The sequence below is a fragment of the Cupriavidus sp. HMR-1 genome (assembly GCF_000319775.1).
In the GTDB taxonomy this organism is placed as follows: Bacteria; Pseudomonadota; Gammaproteobacteria; order Burkholderiales; family Burkholderiaceae; genus Cupriavidus; species Cupriavidus metallidurans.
The window spans coordinates 1-18,195 of record NZ_ANKP01000259.1 but is presented as its reverse complement, the minus strand read 5'-3'; the positions used below and the strand labels follow the sequence as shown (position 1 = coordinate 18,195).

Sequence of the window (18,195 nt, the reverse complement as noted above, 5' to 3'; positions counted from 1 at the left end):
GCCCGACGGTCTAAAACTGACCCACAGCCCCCCGGAGGTGGGGCCGCGGGCCCGCCAGTGCACCGACACCGGCGGCGTGGTGCTGGTGCCGGCATTCGCCGGCCTCGGCGCGCCGCACTGGGATCCCTTCGCACGCGGCACGCTGGTCGGCATCACGCGCGGTACCGGCGGGCCGCACATCGCCCGGGCCGCGCTCGAATCCATCGCGCTGCAAAGCGTGGATGTGCTCGACGCCATGCAGAAGGACGCCGGCATCTCGCTGGCCGAACTCCGGGTCGATGGCGGCGCCTCGCGCAGCGACCTGCTGATGCAGATGCAGGCTGACTTGCTCGGGACCGCCGTGGTCCGGCCGCGCGTGACCGAAACCACCGCGCTAGGCGCGGCATACCTCGCCGGGCTGGCAACCGGCTACTGGACCGACCCCGAAGAAATCACGCGGCAGTGGCAGGTGGAGCAACGCTTCGAGCCAAAGCTGTCCGCCGACGAACGCGAGCGGCGCATCGCGCGTTGGCACCGCGCCGTCGACCGCGCCCGCGACTGGGCTCGCGAGTCCGATGACGCCGCACGCTGAACCCAGATTCGAATTTCCCATGCAAACTTCCGTCACTCCGGTCGCCCCTCCCTCCCGCGACACTCTGCTTCAGACGCTCGCGCGCGAGCCACGCTGGGATGTGATCGTCATCGGCGGCGGCGCCACGGGGCTGGGCACCGCGCTCGATGCTGCTTCGCGCGGCTACCGCACGCTGCTGCTCGAAGCCGCCGACTTCGCCAAGGGCACGTCGAGCAAGGCCACCAAGCTCGTGCATGGCGGCGTTCGCTACCTGGCGCAAGGCAACATCAGCCTGGTGCGCGAGGCCCTGCACGAACGCGGCCTGCTCGCGCGCAACGCACCGCACGTGGTCTGGCCGCTCGGCTTCGTCGTGCCGGCCTACCAGATGTTCGACCAGCCGTTCTATGGGATCGGCCTGAAGCTCTATGACATGCTGGCAGGCGGCCTGAACCTTTCCGGCAGCCGCTGGCTCAGCCATCGCGAAACGCTCGAGGCCGCGCCAACCCTGGCCGAGCACGTGGGCGGGCGTCCGCTGCGCGGCGGCAATCTGTATTTTGACGGCCAGTTCGATGACGCGCGGCTGGCGATGGCGTTGATGCGCACGCTGTTCGATGTGGGCGGCACCGCGGTCAACTACGTGCGCGTGAGCGGACTCTCGCAGTCCAACGGCGTCATCACCGGCGTCACGGCGCAAGATGTGATCGGTGGGGAGACGTTCCACCTGCATGCGGATTGCGTGATCAACGCCACCGGCGTGTGGGTCGATGCCGTGCGCCAGATGGAAGACGGCCAGGCCCGGCGGATGGTGGCGCCGAGCCAGGGCGTTCACCTGACGATTCCGCGCAGCTTCCTGCCCGGCGATCGCGCAGTCCTGATTCCGAAAACCGACGATGGCCGCGTGCTGTTCCTGGTGCCCTGGAACGGGCACACGATCGTCGGCACCACCGACACCCCGCGCCAGGATCTGCCACTGGAGCCCCGCGCTGCGAGCGATGACGTCGACTTCATCCTGGAAACGGCCGCGCGCTACCTGGCCCGCGACCCGACCCGCGATGACGTGACCAGCGTCTGGGCGGGCCTGCGGCCGCTGGTGAAGGCCACCGGGGAAGCCTCCACCGCGTCGCTGTCGCGCGAGCATACGATCCTGGTATCCAAAGCCGGACTGATCACGGTCACTGGCGGTAAATGGACCACGTATCGCAAGATGGCCGAGGACGTGATGGAAACCGCGATCCAGCGGCAATTGCTGCGCGCCGCGCCCTGCCGCACGGCCGACCTGCCGCTGCACGGCGCGACCAACATGCCCAATGACCTGCCGCCCTCGGGCACCGGATCGCCCGACCGCTACTACGGCGCCGACCTCCCCCTGGTTCAGGCGATGCCGGGCGCGGACAACGTGCTCGTGCCCGCCTCCGGCCTGACCGAGGCCCACGTCCGCTTTGCCGCGCGCTACGAGCTGGCCCGACGCGTTGAGGACGTGTTGGCGCGGCGCAATCGGGCGCTGTTCCTGGACGCCCGCGCGGCGCTGGACGGCGCGCCCCGGGTGGCGGCGATCCTGGCGGAAGAACTTGCGCACGACTCGGCCTGGCAGGCACGCGAACTCGAGGACTTCGGCAAGCTCGCCAGGGGTTATATGCTCGGCTGATCGACGATACCTGCGTTCATGGTGCTGGACTTGGGCGATAATGCCGGTTAACGCATCAGGGAGAACACCATGGACGATATGGACGAGATTGACGATCTGTCCGATCTGCCGATGCCCCGGTTCATCTGGGGCTTCGCCGTCATCGCCAACAAGGGCGGCGACGTCATGCACGACGAATTCGAGTATCTGACCCACACCCGCAGCCCGCGCTTCACGTGCCGGGTGGTCGAACTCGAGGACATGCCCGCCGACAGTGAGGATTCGGGCATTGACGGGCGCATCGTCCACCACGACGATCCGGACCGCATGTTCTACATCACCGATATCGGCATGGCGCTGGTGAACTTTCAGCTGTTCGACAAGCTGCCCGACAAGGGCAAGCTCAAGAATGTCTGCGACGAAGCGATCGCCAACTGGATGCTGCGTCGCGAATTCCTCGACGACGAGGAAGACGAGGCGTAAGCAGGCCACGCCACAAAGCAAAACAGGCACCCCGCAGGGTGCCTGTTTTGCTTTTGTCCTATCGCTATTGTCGCCGCACCGGCCACTACGCCGGCTCGACCTCGATCAGTCCCGACGCCACGCGCTCGATCTCGCAGTAGATCGGCATCGCTTCCATCGGACCGGTGCAACCCACGCCCGAAGCCTGGCTGGCGCTGGCGCCCGGCGGCAGGAAAACGAACGCCATGCCGGGCTGGAAACCTGGATGGCGGCGCAGACTGTCATTGAGAATATCGAGATACTGCGCGCGCGTGAAAACCTGCTTGGACATGTCCGCATCTCCGGGAAATTTTCTGGCCCGGGCATCCTAGCATGGCATCACGCGCCGCTGTCACCGCATCGCAAGGCGCGACAAATCGGGATCAATCCTCAGCACTCGCCCTTCTTGGCGTGTCCGGGCGGGCAGTGATAGCCGCCACGGCCGCGGTCATGATCATGGCCGTGGCCCTGATCATCGTCATCGCCTCGGCCCGGCCCGCGGTTCCAGCGCTCGGGCTGCAACACCCAGCCGTTGCTGGCGCGAACCCAGCGCGGCTGCTCATAAACATAGCCGGGGCGTTCGCTGACCCAGTGCCCCTTCTTCCATGCATGCTTGTGACCGTGGTCGTCCCAGTCCCAATAGCCGGGCGCCCAGACGTAGCCAACACGCGGAGGCGGCACGACTTCATAGACCGGGGCCGGTGGCGGAACGCCAATGCCGATATTGATACTGACCTGCGCCATGGCGGCTGGCGCCAGCGCCGCTGCCGAGCCAAGCAGAACCGCGCCAGCAAAGGCGCGCGCGAAAAGCTGTCGTTTCATAGGGACCCTCTCTTTGTAATTAGCACCGATAGAAAGAAGTCTATCGGTGCTATCTGGAATGTGATGTAAGAAAGGGTATCCGAAAATTACCACGCGACTCAGGCTGCACTAGCCAGCTGAAACGCTTAGTGGTCCGCAGCCATCGCCTTGAGTTCGGCGTCACCAGCCACGCGGGCGGCGTCGGATGTTGTGAAGGTGTCGTCGGACACGATGGTGCGCCGGATCTGCTGCCCGCCGAAATCCACCAGCGAGATCACCCACACATAGCGCCCTGCCTGCGGCGCGGTCTGCACGAAAGCCTTGAGTTGCGGTCTGGATTCGGTCGTCATGAGACTCCTCCGGTCGAAACAAGCGAGACAAACGCGTCCGGGAACTCTAGCACACGGGATGGATGGCTGCCGCCTCCGTCACCCTCATCCTCTTATATCTAAGACATCTGGCCCGGTGCGGACATAAGCCAGAGTGGCTACAGTTTTCTGTAACGGTGCCGACACTTGACCAGATGTCCGCCGGACACCACTGCCAGCCGCCCCAATTGCCGTACTTGACGCCCAATTTCGCTCACCGACCGCGCTCCGCGCTGACACTGCCACTGGTTCTGCTGCTGGCCACGCCCGGCACATGGCCGGCAGCCGTGGCCGCCTCCACGGTTGCCGCGGCAGCGCCTGCATCAGCCCCGGTATCGGCCCCCGCCGCACCGGCTTCACGCCCCGAAGCCGTGGCCCGCATGGTGATGAGCCTGTTGAGCTATGCGCGCTGGCCCGCCGAGCGCGAAACGCTGCGGCTGTGCGTGGATACGGATGCACGTTACGGTGGCAAGCTGATGGAAGGCGGCTCGCTATCCACGGGCCGGCTGGTCCAGGCACGCCCTGTCGATCCGCTTGCCGACGCACTCGCGTCCGAGTGCGACGCACTCTATATGGGGGCCATGACCGATGCTCGCCGCAAGAAGCTGACGACGGATCTGGTGGGAAAGCCCGTGCTGGTGATCGTCGAGGAAGATTTCGAATGTGAAGTTGGCAGCATGTTTTGCCTGGCATTCCGTGAGAATCAAGTCTCGTTCCGGATCAATCTAGATGCCATCGCGCGCAGCGGGATTCATATCCACCCCGGCGTGCTCCAGCTCGGCCGCCGCAGGACGCCCGCATCATGAACTGGCCCGGCCGCCCCCCCGCCCCCGACGACGCCGTGCCACAGCGCCCGACGCTCTACCGCGCGCTGCGGCGTATCCACCTTGGCGTGGCGCTGATCGCCGTGTTCACGGTCGGCATCTCGCTGACCGCGCTCGGGCTGACCGCGCTGCGCGTCTATGCGGATCACAACCTCCGGCTGGTGGCGCGCTCGATCGCCTATACGGTGGAAGCGCCGGTCGTGTTCGGCGACGCCGCCGCCGCGGCCGATGCGCTTTCCGTGATCGCCGCATCCGAGGACGTGACGCGGGTCATCGTGTACGACCGCGACCACCAACCGATGACCGTGTGGCAGCGCCCCGGCCACGAGCGATTCCCCGCGCTGCGCCGGGTGGCCGGCGACCTGCTGATATCGGGCGCCGTCGAGCAGCCAATCCTCCACGAAGCCCAGCAGGTAGGCAGCGTGCGCGTGGCAGGCGATCCGGTGGCGCTGCTGCACTTCCTGCTGCAGGGCACGCTGGGCCTGGGAGCCTGCCTGCTGTTGACGGCGCTGGTGGCGCACTACATGTCCCGCCGAATGCTCAAGGATGTCGTCGATCCCCTGCGCAACCTGATGCGCGTGGCCCACGCGGTGCGTTCCGAACGCGCGTTTGGACAGCGCATGCCGCCGGCGCGGATCGAGGAACTGAATGCGCTGTCCGAAGACTTCAACGTCCTGCTGGACGAACTCGAGGCCTGGCAGAACCAGCTTCAGCACGAGAACCGTTCGCTGGCGCACCGCGCCAGCCATGACAGCCTGACAGGCTTGCTCAACCGCGCCGCCTTCACTGAAGCGCTCGATCTCGCCGTGCGTACTGCGGCGGCGCGCAACCAATATGCCGCCGTGCTCTATCTCGACAGCGACGACTTCAAGGGAATCAACGACCGCTATGGCCACGCGGCGGGCGATGCCGTGCTCGTCGCCGTCGGTCAGCGCCTGCGCGGCTGCCTGCGCGAAGGCGACAGCGTGGCGCGGCTGGGCGGCGACGAGTTCGCCGTGCTGGTCAACGCCCTCCGCGCGCCCGAGGACGCGGTTCGCATCGCCGAGCACATCCTCAACGCCATGGCCACCCCTGTGTGTCTGGCGGATGGCACCACCATCTTCGCGCCACTCAGCATCGGCCTGGCCGTGTACCCGCTGCATGCCCGCAATGGCACGGCGCTGCTCCATTCCGCCGATGCCGCGATGTACGGGGCCAAGCGCCAGTCCGGCGCCACGTGGCACAGCGCGGAGTCCGCGCCACCGGAGCCACATCTCTAGAGGCCGACCATGAGAGCGCCCAGCAGACCCCGTCGCGCTTTCCTGCTGACCACACTGGCCGGTCTGGGCGCGCTGGCGCTGTCCGGTTGCGCCAGCCCCGCCCACAAGCTGACACCCGCGCAGATTGCCGTGCTCAAGAACCAGGGGTTCATGCTGACCGGCAACGGCTGGGAGCTTGTCATGCCGGACAAGGTGCTGTTCGGCTTCGACGACGACACGGTCTCGGCCGAGCAACAGAACGCCCTCGCCCGGGTCGCACGCACGCTGCGGGATGCCGGCATCGACGCCTTGCGCGTGGACGGCCACACCGACAACGTCGGCACGATCGAGTACAACCAGCAGCTCTCCATGCGCCGTGCCGAGGCTGTGGCGCGCGTGTTGCTCACCTGCGGATTCGCACGCGATCATCTCGATGTGCGCGGATTCGGCAAGACCCGCCCCATCGCCGACAACGGCACGGCGCTGGGTCGCGCGGAGAACCGCCGCGTGGCGATCATTGTCACGGTCGAATAGACCCTGTTCCGAAGAAACACTCTAATTCGGGCGTACCGAGAAAATCAGGCCAGAGCGAAAGCGCCTTTCTCGCCCTTTGCCCATATCCCCAGGCCCGCCCAGCCTTGGTTTGCGGTGGATCGGCCAACGACAGAAGGCCGGACAAACCCTGCCCACGGGCGCAGTAGAACGGTCGTACACTCGCGTGGTGCGCACGTCGATCAGTCGATCAGGTCGATGGGGAGAGACTGGGCAACACCTGGTCGCGCACGTAACACCCGACAAGAACGAGATAGTCAAAAAATAATGCGTACCCAGGCGCTGGAACAGGCGATCGATGCCGTGGTCGCGGTCGACGCACGCAACCAGATCACCCTCTTCAATGCCGCAGCGGAGGCATTGTGGGGTCTGGAACGAACCACCGTGCTAGGCCAGTGCGCGTCCGTCCTGGCGCTCGGCGATCTGCGCGTGGCCAATGACCAGAGCGGTCAGAATCTCGCCATCGCACGCGCAGATGGCACCGTGCGTCATGTGCGGCTGCACATCACCACCTTCGGCACGGACGGCGCCTCCAATCCAGGAGTGCCTGCGAAGCAGTTCGCCGCCTTCCTGCATGACGACGGCAGCACCGGCAATGAGCCCGGCGCCACGTTGAGCCCGCCGGGACTGCGTATGCTCTCGCTGTGCCTCGACCACGCCGAAAACCCGGTCATGATCACCGACGCCCACGGCACGATCTGCCACCTGAACGGTGGCTTCACGCGTCTGCTCGGCTACGCACGGTATCAGGCCGTAGGCCGCCGCTGGCAGGATCTGCTCATGCCGATCAACGCGCGGCCGGAGCAGATCCCTTCGTTGCTGGCGCCATTGGCGGCCGGCCTGCCGCTGCGCAATGAAGCACTGGTGCCCGACAAGAGCGGGCAGCCGCGCTGGCTATCGGTCGCGGTCAGTCCGATTATGGCGTCGACGCATCGTGGCGGACTGGTCAACACGGTCTGGGTCCTGACCGACATCACGGCAACGAAGGTACGCGAATCGATCCAGCACCGCACGCTTGACGCCCTGGCGCGCGACCTGCCGACGGCGCAGATCATGAATGATCTGTGCCGTCGCGTGGAAAGAATGGCGCCGGGCACGAAGGCCGCCGTCATGCGCGTCTCCAACGGCCATTTGCGGCTGGTGGCGATGCCATCGGCCACCCCCGAACTGCTCGCCGCATTCGACAGCCTGCAGATCGGCCTGCAGTCGGGCTCCTGCGGTGCGGCGGCTTTTCTCGGCCACGCCGTGGCCGTCGACGACATCGCTCAGGATCCGCGCTGCGAAACGCTACGCGAAACGGCGCTTGCCGCCGGCATGGCCGCCACCTGGTCCACCCCCGTGCGTGCCGCCGACGGGCGCGTGCTGGGCACCTTCGCGCTGTGCTTCAATGAACCACGCTTGCCAGACGGGTTCCACGAAAACCTCGTGGGAGTTGCCGCCGACCTCTGCGCGCTGGCGCTGGTGCGCGACCAGACCCAGGAGCGCATCCACCGCCTGGCGTACTACGACGCGCTGACCGGCCTGCCGAATCGCCAGTTGCTGCTGTCCCGCGCCGACGATGCCGTGGCGCGTGCCAACGCCCATGGCACCCCGCTCGCCCTGCTGTTCATCAACCTGAACAACTTCAAGCGCGTCAACGACGTGCAGGGTCACGGCGCCGGCGACCGCTTCTTGATCGAAGTGGCATCAAGGCTGCAGTTCGCCACTGCCGAACACGCGCGGGATGCCACCGTCGGCCGGCTGTCGGGGGACGAGTTCGCCGTACTGCTTCCGGGCCACGGACGTGACGAGGCCCTGGCCATCGCCGATGAGCTGCTGCGCGCGCTCGATCCGCCGGTTACCGTCGCGCACGGCCTGAGCCTTTCGCCTTCGGCCAGCATCGGCATCAGCATGTTGACCGAGCAGGCACGCGACCGCGAAACGCTGCTGCATCATGCCGACCTTGCGGTCTGCCAGGCCAGGAAGCGCAGTGGCCCGGACCTCGGCAACCAGATCTGTGTGTATGACACGGTGCTGGCGCGGCGCCTTGGCGATCGGCGCATGCTCGAATCCGAACTGCGCGAAGCCATCGGCAGCGGCCAGTTGCAGATGCGCTACCAGCCTCAGATCCATCTGGCTTCGGGCAACCTTTGGGCGGTGGAAGCGCTGGCGCGCTGGCCGCATCCGCATCGCGGCGACATCGCGCCCACGGTGTTCGTGCCGCTGGCCGAAGAATCCGGATTGATCGTGGCGCTCGGATACTGGGCCGTGCGCGAAGCATGTGCGCAGCAGGCACGCTGGCGACGGCTCGGCGCCGCAGTGCCGGCCATCTCCGTCAACCTCTCGCCGCTATCGATCCGTGACCCAGCGCTGCCGGACGTAGTGACGCAGGCCCTGCGAATGCACGCGCTGCCTGCCGGCGAACTGACCATCGAGATCACGGAAAGCGTGTTCCTCGATCACACCTCCGAGGCGGAGGCCACGATCGCAGCCCTGCGCAAGCTGGGCGTGCGCCTGTCGATCGACGATTTCGGGACGGGGTTTTCGAGCCTGAGCCGGCTCATGCAATTGCCAGTCGACGAGATCAAGCTCGACCGGAGTTTCCTGGTGGATCTGGAGAACAGCGAGGCCACGCGCACCCTGGTGGAGGCCGTGATCCGGATTGGCCGCGCGCGGGATCTGAACGTGGTGGCCGAGGGAGTCACCAGCGCGCTCCAGCGCCAGTTCCTGCTCGACCAGGGCTGTCACGTAGGCCAGGGGTTCCTGTTCGCCCAGCCTCTGCCGGCCGCGTCCATCGAGAGATGGCAACCCCAGCCGTCCTGGCCAGGGTTGATGCACTAGGGATTTCGCCCCCGCTCAGTCGCCGAACGGGTTCGGCACCCTTGTTACGGGATCGTCGACGAGATCGAACTCGTCGCGTACGTCATCGACCACGCTGCGGATCGATGCCTCGTATCCGCGCGCATTGCCGAAATAGTCCATGTCCCAGTTACGACCCCACGCGTCGCGCTCGTGCGGCTCGGGGTCGGGTACCCGGATATGCGCGCCATCGTCGGCAACCTCATCGATCTGATGAATGCGCCGGCTCACCTCTTCCTTGATGGCATGCCGGCTGCGCTCGCGCTTGGCCATGAGCAGCCTCCTTTCGGTGGTTCGTGCGCGCCATCCTAGCACGCGACCATCGCGGGGACATGACGCTTGTCATAGCGCCGACTTGGCTGCCTGATACGCCGCAAACAGGCGCTGGAACACCGGACCGGGCTTGCCCGCGCCGATGGTCTTGCCGTCGATCGTCACCACCGGCAGCAGCTCCTTGCTGGCCGACGACAGCAGGACTTCGTCGGCGGCGAACACCTCGTCGCGCGTGATGCGGCGGGCCTCGAACGGGATATCCATCGCCGTGCACAGCTCTTCCATCAGGCCATAGCGGATACCTTCCAGGATCAGGTTGTCCTTGGGCGGCGCGTAGACGCGGCCATCCTTGACCAACCAGACGTTCGACGACGACGCTTCGGTCAAATTGCCATCGCGAAACTGGATCGCCTCGGTCACGCCTGCCTCGGCGGCCACCTGGGCGGCCAGCACGTTGCCGAGCAACGAGGTCGACTTGATCTGGCAGTTGAGCCAGCGGCGGTCTTCCATCGTCACGCAGGCCACACCCTGTTCCACCGATGCCGCCGGCGGCAGGGCCATCGGGTTGGTCATGATCAGCACGGTCGGCGTGACTTCCTTCGGGAATGCGTGGGCCCGCTTGGCCACGCCGCGCGTCACCTGCATGTAGACCATCTGGTCGCCCAGGCCGTTGGCCTTGACCACACGGTCGATCAGCGCCAGCCATTCGGTCTCCGAATAGGGGTTGGGAATGCCGATGGAGGCAAGGCTGCGCTGCAGGCGCGCCAGATGTTGAGCGCCACGGAACGGCTTGCCGTTGTAGAGCGGAATCACCTCGTAGATGCCGTCACCGAAGATGAACCCGCGATCGAGCACGGGCACGCGGGCTTCGGACAGGGGAAGCAGTTCCCCATTCAGGAAAACGACTGTTTCAGACATGGTCAGTATTTGGGCAAGGAAGATCGTGAAGTGAATTCTTTCACATGGCGCGGACTGCCTTTATGCAATTTCGGCATGTCGTCGCGGCATCGCCCCTCCGTCGATGTGACTTCGGCAAGACGCGCGCCTAAAACTATTTCAACGACAAAGTCGGCCTGTATTGAATATTTTTTAATTCATTGATCTAGCGTGCATTGCCATGCAGCAGACGAAAAACAGCGTGATATATTCGTCACGCGAAACTTCAGTGCGCGACATCGGCATTGCGTTCACGTGCCTTCGCCGTGCCACTCCTACAGGGCGCCCTATATGACGAATTTGGAGTCAGGCCTGCGATGTGGCTGCACGCGGATTGCCGCCATGGCGACGGCCTTCCTGATCTCGACGATTCCCGGCCAGTCGGCCGCCCAGGTCGCGGCCTCTTCACCCGCCGCAGCACCCCCGCCCTCGCCGGGCGCGACAGCGGCTTCTCCGCTCGTCACCCGTACCCAGGTTCTGACACTCGCCCAGATGGGGGCCAACTATCCGATTCCGCTGCGCGGCGTGGACCCGGACCACACACTGAACGTGGGGGTCCGGCTCGACGAAGTGGTCACCGCGGCCCGGCTCAAGCTGGTCTTCACCTATTCGCCAGCGCTCGTCTTCCCGCTCTCGCACCTGAAGATTCGCCTCAACGATGAGGTGGTGGCAACGATTCCGCTGGATCAGGAACACGCCGGGCAACAGGTCACGCGCGAAGTGGATCTGGACCCGCGCTACTTCACGGACTTCAACCGCATCAACGTGCAGATGATCGCGCATTACACGCTCGATCATTGCGAAGACCCGTTCCATTCAAGCCTGTGGGCCGACATCAGTCCTAGCACCACGCTGACGCTGAGCAAGGCCAGCGTGACGCTGCCAGACAACCTGGCGTTGCTGCCCGCGCCGTTCTTCGACCGCCGCGACAACAACCGCGTCACCGTGCCGTTCGTGCTGCCGGCCAATACTGATCCCGCCGTGCTACGCGCCGCTGGCGTCGTAGCTTCGTGGCTCGGCGCACTGGCAAGCTATCGCGAGCTCCGCTTCCCGGTGTCGCGCACCGCGCCCGGCGATGCGCACGCGATCGCACTGGTCATGCCCAACGCCATGCCGGACGGCCTTCATATCGACAAGATCGAAGGCGCCTCGGTGCGCGTCATGCCGAACCCCGCAAACCCCGCGCGCAAGCTGCTGGTGCTGGCCGGGCGCAATCCGGAAGAATTGCAGCTGGCCGCCAATGCGCTGGTACTGGGCAAGGCCGCCATGGCTGGCGCCAGCACCGGCGTGCAGGCCGTGGACCTGGGCAAGCCGCGCCAGCCCTATGACGCGCCAGCGTGGGCCCCGGTGGATCGCCCAGTCCTGTTCAAGGAACTCGTCACCGATCCGCAGCAACTCCAGGTGGCCGGCGCCAGCCCGGATGCCATCCGCGTTAATTTGCGCGTGCCGGCCGACCTGTTCGGCTGGAACGACCGCTCCGTGCCGCTCAGCATCAAGTACCGCTACACCGCGCCTTCGACGTACAACGATTCAGTGCTCAGCGTCGATATCAACGACCAGCTCGTGCGCTCGTATCGCCTCAAGCCGCTGACCACACAGGGCGACGAGAACCTCGTCAGCGTGCCGCTGCTGTCCGGCGGCAGCGTCTCGGCCAGCAGCGATATCCTGATCCCCGCGTTCCGCGTCGGCAGCAATAACCAGATGCAGTTCCGCTTCAGCATGGACTCGCAGAAGACCGGCCTGTGCGCGTCGACGGCGACCAACGTGGCGCGCGCGGCGGTGGACCCGGATTCGTCGATCGACTTCAGCGGCTTCGCGCACTACGCCGCCTTGCCCAACCTGGCGTTCTTCGCCAATAGTGGCTATCCGTTCACGCGCCTGGCCGATCTGGCCGATACCGCCGTGGTGGTGCCCGACGCACCCACCACCATCGACCAGGAAGCCGCACTGACCATGCTCGGCCACATGGGCAAATGGACCGGCCTGCCATCTCTGCGCGTGGCCGTGGCGCCTGCCAAGGCCATTGACACCGTCAAGGACCGGAACCTCGTCATCATCGGTACCGGCAGCGCGGCGCAGATCCTGACCGGCTGGGGCAAGTCGCTGCCCTTGATGATCGAGCGCGGCAAGACCGAGATCACGCTGCGCGACCAACGCTCGCACGCATGGTCGAACTGGCTCAGCGGCACCGACGACGTCGACGTTTCGCCTGCCGGGCGCGCGATCCTGACCGCCGATGGCCCGTTGGCTGCGCTGATCGGCTTCGAATCGCCGTTCAAGGCGCAGCACTGCATCGTCGCGCTGACGGCCACGGCCGACGAGCGTCTGCGCGATGTACTCGACGTGCTCGAGGACCCCGGCAGGGTGGCGCAGATCCGCGGCGACCTGACCGTGATCCACCATCGGGACCTGGAAGGCCTGCGCCTGGGCGAACGGTATTACGTCGGCAGCCTGCCCTGGTATGGCCGCTTGTGGATGCGCCTGTCCGGGCATCCTGCGCTCCTGGCGATCGCGGGCATCATTGCCGGCCTGATCGTGGCGCTGACGCTGTTCTGGGCGCTGAGCCGGCTGGCGGCACGCCGCAACGGAGGCTGACATGCGTCGGGCAATGGCCTGGCTGTTGCGGGCTACCGTCGTATGCACGCTGGCCGGCACGGTGTTGACCAGTGCCGCGGCCACCTGCGCGTGGCCCGACTGGGATGCCTTCCGGCGCAGCACGATCAGCCAGGACGGCCGCGTGATCGACGACAGCACCGACCAGCAGGTGACGGTCTCCGAAGGCCAGTCGTATGCGCTGTTCTTCGCGCTCGTGGCCAACGACCGCGCTACCTTCGACAGGCTGCTGACCTGGACCGAGAACAACCTCGCGCAAGGCGACCTGACGGCCCATCTGCCCGCGTGGATCTGGGGCAAGCGCACCGAGGGCGAGCACGCAGGCACCTGGGGTGTCATCGACGCCAATCCGGCATCGGACGCGGACCTGTGGATTGCCTACTCGCTGCTCGAAGCCGGCCGCCTCTGGAACGAGCGCCGCTTCACGGCGCTTGGAACGCTGGTGGCGCGCCGCGCCCTGCGCGAGGAAACGGCGGTGCTGCCCGGACTCGGCCGCACGTTGCTGCCCGGGCCCACTGGATTCCACACGTCGCCCGATGTCTGGCGCCTGAACCCGAGTTATGTGCCATTGCAGGTCATGCGGCGGCTGGCAGCCATGCCGGGCGAGGACAGCAGTTGGAAAACGCTGGTCGACACCTCGGCCCGGCTGATCCTGAACACGGCCCCGCGCGGCTTTTCGCCTGACTGGGTGGAGTATCACAAGGGGCGAGGCTTCCGGCCCGACACGCAGACACAGGCCGGCGGCTCATACAACGCGATCCGGGTCTATCTCTGGGCCGGCATGATGGCGCCGCGCGATCCGCTGCGCACTTCGGTGCTCCAGGCGTTCCGCCCGATGGCCGATTACGTCCGCAAGCAGGGGTATCCGCCCGAGCGGGTCGATACCCAGTCGGGCACGTTCGGGCCGAACAGCGGCAACGGTGGCTTCTCGGCAGCCATCGCGCCCTACCTTGCCGCCCTGGGACAGACCGATGACGCGCGCGCGCAGGCGCAGCGCGCCCGCGACCTGGCCGCGCAGAAGCCCGCCGGCTACTACAGCCAGGTGCTGGCGCTGTTCGGCCTGGGCCATCTTGACGGACATTTCCGCTTCGAAGCGGACGGCACCCTGGTGCCGGCCTGGAAATCCACATGCCCCGCCACGCGCTAGCTCCCGCGCTGGCGCTGTTGCTGGCCAGTTCCGCCTTGCCGGCCTTCGCGGCCGATCCTGCCCCAGCGGCAGGTGTGTCGCCGCCTGCCACATCCGCGCAGATGGCGCAGTTGCTTGCCGCTGCCAAAATGTGGGAGGCAAAGAACCGCACCGATATGGCGCGCGGCATCCTGGAAAAGGCACTGCTGATCGATCCGAACCAGCCCGAGGCGCTAAAGCTGATGGGCCTGATCGAGATCCGTTCGAACCGCCCCGCCGAAGCCGGCAAGCTGCTGGCCAAGCTGCGCCAGACCGCGCCGGGCAGCGCCGCGACGCTCGAACTCGAGGACGCCTATCGGATCGCCACGCGCGACAAGCGCGAGATGGCCACCATCCGGTTGCTGTCGCGATCGGGCAAGGACGAGGAAGCCGTGAAGCGGCTGCTGTTGCTGTTCCCGCGCGGCGCGCCCAGCGGCGATCTGGCACGTGACTACTACCGCATCCTCTCAGGCACGCCGGATGGCCGCACACGGGCCATCAGCGAACTCCGCAGCCGCACGCGCCAGAACCCCAACGACATGGCACTGCAGCTCGCACTGGGCGATCTGCTGACCGACCGCGCCGGCACCCGCCAGGAAGGCATCGGCATCCTCTATCGCATCACGCAGCGCCCCGATGGCGACCACAAGACCGCGCTCGACATCTGGCGGCGCACGCTTTACCGCGTGAATGATGACCCGGCCTACTACGTCTGGTTCGAGCGCTACCTGAAGGAAGTGCCCGATGATGACGCCGCGCGGCAGACGCTCGCCGATCTCGGCAAGAAGGTAGAGGAGCAGAAGCGTCTGCAGGCCGACCCCGCCTATCAGGCCCGGCAACGCGGGCTGGCACAGCTCGAGCGTGGCCAGCTCAGTGAGGCGGACATCGCCCTCCAGAAGGCGTATCAAAAGCGGCGGAACGATGCCGAAGTGGTGGGCGGGCTCGGACTCGTGCGCCTGCGCGAAGGCCGGCACGACGAGGCACACGAACTATTCGCACGTGCGCAGCAGCTCGACCCGAGCAACAAATGGCGCAGCCTGATGGCCACGGCAACGTTCTGGGGCATGATCTCCAAGGCACGCGACGCGAACAAGCAAGGCAAGCCGGCCGAAGCGGAAGCGCTGGCGCGCAAGGCACTGGCGCAGCAGCCTGGCAACGACAGCGCGGAAGGCATCCTGGCCGACGCGCTGATCGCGCAGAACAAGGATGCGGAAGCCGAGGCGCTGCTGCGCAAGATGCTGGCCCGCCCCAAACCCGACATGGGCGCGCTGCGCTCGCTGGTCGAACTCCTGCAGAAGGAACATCGCGATGCCGAAATCGATCCGCTGATCGCCGGCATCGAGCCGCGCATGAAAGGTTCCGAGCGCGAGATGCGCGCGATGCGTGCCGACCTGCTATCGGTGCAGGCGGAACGGCTGCTGGCACAGCAGAAGCGCAGCCCCGCCATCGCCAACCTGGAGGCTTCGGTTCGGCTGCAGCCCGACGACGCCTGGACACGCTTCACGCTGGCCCGCCTCTATCGCGATCTGGGACTACCCGCGCTAGGCCGCACCGTCATGGACGACGGTCTCAAGGCTGCGCCGACAAGCGAGATGCGCTATGCGACGGCGCTCTACCTGAACAGCGTGGACGACATCGACGCGGCCACTACGGTGCTGGCCGCCGTGCCGGATGCCGAGCGCTCGGAAGGGATGAGGAACCTCGGACATAACCTGGCCGCCCAGCGCTTGCTCCGCGAAGCCCGGCTGCGCGTTGCCGAGGGACACGACGACGAGGCACGTGCCCTGTTGCGTCAGGCCGCGCAGGAGGCCCAGAACGATCCGCACATGCTGGCGTCGATCGGACGCGAATGGATCGCGCTCGGCGAGCCGGAGACCGGTTTGCATCTGGTCAGCGACTGGCTGGCCGCGCACCCGGAGGACCCGCATCTCGACATCCGCCTGCGCTATGGCGAATTGCTGGCGGCGGCCGATCGCGACGAGGCATTGCGCCAGTGGATCGCCGATTCGACCGCCCTGCCCGGCATCACCGACGAACAACGTGCCAGCTTCGCCGACCAGTCACTGCGACTGGCCATCCGCGAGACCGATCGGCGCATCGCCGAAGGCGACTTCAACGGCGCGCACGACACCCTGTACGCCGTGCCAGAAGCACAGCAACGCGACCGTCGCTGGCTGCTGGAGCTCGCGGACCTGCGCGAGGCCCATGGCGACTTCAAGGGCGCAGCCGATGCGGCGCGTCAGGTGTTGGCCACCGATCCGCACGACGCCGGCGCGCAACTGACGCTGGCGCGGCAGTACGAACGCATGGGCCGCACCGACGAGGCGCTCGACATCGTGCGCACGGTGCTGGCCGAAGCGCCCGAGGACGATATCGACACACGCCTCTCGGTGGCGCGGCGCTTCACTGCGCTGCGGCGCGAGGACGAAGCGGATGCCGTCGTCGATGCGCTCGACGCCCGCTTCCCGAACCGCGCCGACATCACCGTGCAGCGTGGCCGCATCGCCCAGTCGCGCGGTGATTACAACGATGCGGCTGAAATCTATCGCACCGCGCTCGGGCTCGAGCAACGCGAAAGCGTGCTGCCGGGCCCCGATGGCACGCCCGCGCAGCGCGCGCTGGCGGGCCTGGAGGCACGTCGCCAGGGTGAAGTGGCAACGGCCGTGTTGCAGTCGAACAAGTCCGGCGACGACGGCATCTCCAAGCTGAACGCCACCGAGATTCCGCTCTATGTGCGGATTCCGAATGGCTATACGGGTCACTACTTTTTCCATGCAGATACCGTGCTGCTCGATGCGGGTACGCTGCAGGCCAGCCGATCGGTCAGCGACCTGCCCTTCGGCAAGATCCCAGCGCTCGGCAACGCCGGGCTCGGGCCGATCGGCCAGACCGACAAGGGTGTGGCCCTGGCCGCCGGCTACGAATACGATGGCGCATACAACAGCTGGCGCGCCGATATCGGCACCACGCCGCTTGGCTTCACCGAGCAGAACGTGGTTGGCGGCTTCCGCTATCGCGCCGACCTCGGCGTTTCGTCGTTCAGCGCGGACATCTCGCGGCGGGCCGTGACAAGTTCGCTGATCTCGTACGCGGGGGCCGTTGATCCGGTCACCGGGGAGCACTGGGGCGGCATCGTGCGCAACGGCGTCCACTTGCGGTACGCGCGCGATGTCGGACGCATTGGCCTGTTTGCCGACGTCGGCGCCGGCCTCTACACTGGTGACAACGTGAAGACCAATCGCGAAATCACCGTGCGCACCGGCTTCGACGTGCCCGTCTACATGGCGCGGGACCAGAGGGTCTCCAGCGGTCTGGTGCTCAACTACTGGCATTACTCCGACAACCAGCGGTTCTATACGTTTGGACATGGCGGCTACTACAGCCCCCAACGCTATGTGTCGTTCGGCATCCCTCTGGACTGGACCGGGCGGTATCACAAGTGGTCGTGGCGCTTCCTTGGCTCGGCAGGGTGGTCATTCACCTACGAGGACGATGCGCCGTACTTCCCGACCCGCCCCGACCTGCAGGCGATGAGCGGCAACGCCATCTACAAGGGCGGTTCGGGCGGTGGCTTCAGCTACACGTTGGGCGCGACGATCGAATACACGCTCGCGCCGCACTGGGTGGTTGGCGCGGCATTCTCGATCGACCGGTCACGCGACTACGCGCCGAACCGTGCCATGGCCTGGCTCCGGTATCTGTTCGACAAGCGGAAAGACCCGGTGCCGTACCCGCCCGCGCCAGTGCGGCCCTACTCGACTTACTGAGCGACTTACTGAGCGACTTACTGAGCTATCGGGTTCTGTCATGAACGACGTCGAACACTCTGCCCCCCGCCCCTCCCGCAAGCCGCTGCTGGCGCGGCTGCAGGCGCGCACGCTGCTCGCGATCGAAGGGCTGGCGCCGGCGCTC

At 66.4% G+C, this 18,195-nt stretch carries 15 protein-coding genes; 10 read left to right on the top strand and 5 right to left on the bottom strand.

Translation table 11 applies throughout. The annotated features are described in order from the left end of the window. The 3 genes from D769_RS28450 to D769_RS28440 form a co-directional block, all read left to right on the top strand. Window positions 1-571 (top strand): FGGY-family carbohydrate kinase (locus D769_RS28450; protein ID WP_008651937.1); only part of this gene is annotated, 571 nt, incomplete at its 5' end. Window positions 572-590: 19 nt separating this feature from the next. After that, window positions 591-2,195 carry a glycerol-3-phosphate dehydrogenase/oxidase gene (locus tag D769_RS28445; protein WP_008651936.1) on the top strand — a complete coding sequence of 535 codons (1,605 nt, stop codon included), beginning with the start codon at window positions 591-593 and terminating at the stop codon, window positions 2,193-2,195. 78 nt (window positions 2,196-2,273) lie between these two features. Beyond that, window positions 2,274-2,657 carry a hypothetical protein gene (locus D769_RS28440; RefSeq protein WP_035882356.1) on the top strand — a complete coding sequence of 128 codons (384 nt, stop codon included), beginning with the start codon at window positions 2,274-2,276 and terminating at the stop codon, window positions 2,655-2,657. Between the two features lie 85 nt (window positions 2,658-2,742). Here D769_RS28440 and D769_RS28435 read toward each other — a convergent pair whose 3' ends face one another. The 3 genes from D769_RS28435 to D769_RS28425 all read right to left on the bottom strand — a co-directional run bounded on the left by D769_RS28435 (window position 2,743) and on the right by D769_RS28425 (window position 3,826). Continuing rightward, window positions 2,743-2,967, bottom strand: coding sequence for a hypothetical protein (locus D769_RS28435; protein WP_008651933.1), 225 nt, complete (start codon window positions 2,965-2,967; stop codon window positions 2,743-2,745). A gap of 98 nt (window positions 2,968-3,065) precedes the next feature. Beyond that, the gene (locus D769_RS28430; RefSeq protein ID WP_008651932.1) at window positions 3,066-3,497 is read right to left on the bottom strand and encodes a YXWGXW repeat-containing protein; all 432 of its coding nucleotides are present in this window, start codon (window positions 3,495-3,497) and stop codon (window positions 3,066-3,068) included. A gap of 125 nt (window positions 3,498-3,622) precedes the next feature. Next, window positions 3,623-3,826 (bottom strand): hypothetical protein, encoded by a 204-nt coding sequence (locus tag D769_RS28425; RefSeq protein ID WP_008651931.1) that lies wholly within the window; start codon window positions 3,824-3,826, stop codon window positions 3,623-3,625. Between the two features lie 173 nt (window positions 3,827-3,999). On the opposite strand from D769_RS28425, the gene D769_RS28420 reads away from it, so the two are divergent. The 4 genes from D769_RS28420 to D769_RS28405 all read left to right on the top strand — a co-directional run bounded on the left by D769_RS28420 (window position 4,000) and on the right by D769_RS28405 (window position 9,278). Next, a complete protein-coding gene (locus tag D769_RS28420) occupies window positions 4,000-4,650 on the top strand; it encodes a YfiR family protein (protein WP_035882271.1) in 651 nt (216 codons plus the stop codon). Beyond that, entirely contained in the window at window positions 4,647-5,927 is a 1,281-nt protein-coding gene (locus D769_RS28415) for a diguanylate cyclase (protein ID WP_008651929.1), read from the top strand. The genes D769_RS28420 and D769_RS28415 overlap by 4 nt, the downstream gene beginning before the upstream one ends. 9 nt (window positions 5,928-5,936) lie before the next feature. Further along, entirely contained in the window at window positions 5,937-6,440 is a 504-nt protein-coding gene (locus tag D769_RS28410) for an OmpA family protein (RefSeq protein ID WP_008651927.1), read from the top strand. Window positions 6,441-6,725: 285 nt separating this feature from the next. Next, window positions 6,726-9,278, top strand: coding sequence for an EAL domain-containing protein (locus tag D769_RS28405; protein ID WP_008651925.1), 2,553 nt, complete (start codon window positions 6,726-6,728; stop codon window positions 9,276-9,278). A 15-nt stretch (window positions 9,279-9,293) separates the two neighbouring features. Here D769_RS28405 and D769_RS28400 read toward each other — a convergent pair whose 3' ends face one another. Both D769_RS28400 and D769_RS28395 read right to left on the bottom strand, forming a co-directional pair. Next, on the bottom strand, window positions 9,294-9,569 hold the full coding sequence (locus tag D769_RS28400; RefSeq protein ID WP_008651922.1) for a hypothetical protein: 276 nt from the start codon (window positions 9,567-9,569) through the stop codon (window positions 9,294-9,296). Between the two features lie 69 nt (window positions 9,570-9,638). Continuing rightward, window positions 9,639-10,487, bottom strand: coding sequence for a D-amino acid aminotransferase (locus tag D769_RS28395; protein WP_008651920.1), 849 nt, complete (start codon window positions 10,485-10,487; stop codon window positions 9,639-9,641). A gap of 360 nt (window positions 10,488-10,847) precedes the next feature. On the opposite strand from D769_RS28395, the gene bcsB reads away from it, so the two are divergent. Genes bcsB through D769_RS28380 form a run of 3 tightly spaced genes read left to right on the top strand, consistent with a single transcriptional unit; the run spans window position 10,848 to window position 18,050 of the window. Then, window positions 10,848-13,100: a cellulose biosynthesis cyclic di-GMP-binding regulatory protein BcsB gene (bcsB, locus tag D769_RS28390; protein ID WP_008651917.1), complete on the top strand. Its 2,253-nt coding sequence runs from the start codon at window positions 10,848-10,850 to the stop codon at window positions 13,098-13,100. Window position 13,101: 1 nt separating this feature from the next. Further along, entirely contained in the window at window positions 13,102-14,265 is a 1,164-nt protein-coding gene (bcsZ, locus tag D769_RS28385; RefSeq protein ID WP_035882265.1) for a cellulose synthase complex periplasmic endoglucanase BcsZ, read from the top strand. Beyond that, window positions 14,247-18,050 carry a cellulose synthase subunit BcsC-related outer membrane protein gene (locus D769_RS28380; protein WP_008651912.1) on the top strand — a complete coding sequence of 1,268 codons (3,804 nt, stop codon included), beginning with the start codon at window positions 14,247-14,249 and terminating at the stop codon, window positions 18,048-18,050. Before bcsZ ends, D769_RS28380 begins: the two co-directional genes overlap by 19 nt. Window positions 18,051-18,195: the final 145 nt, after the last annotated feature.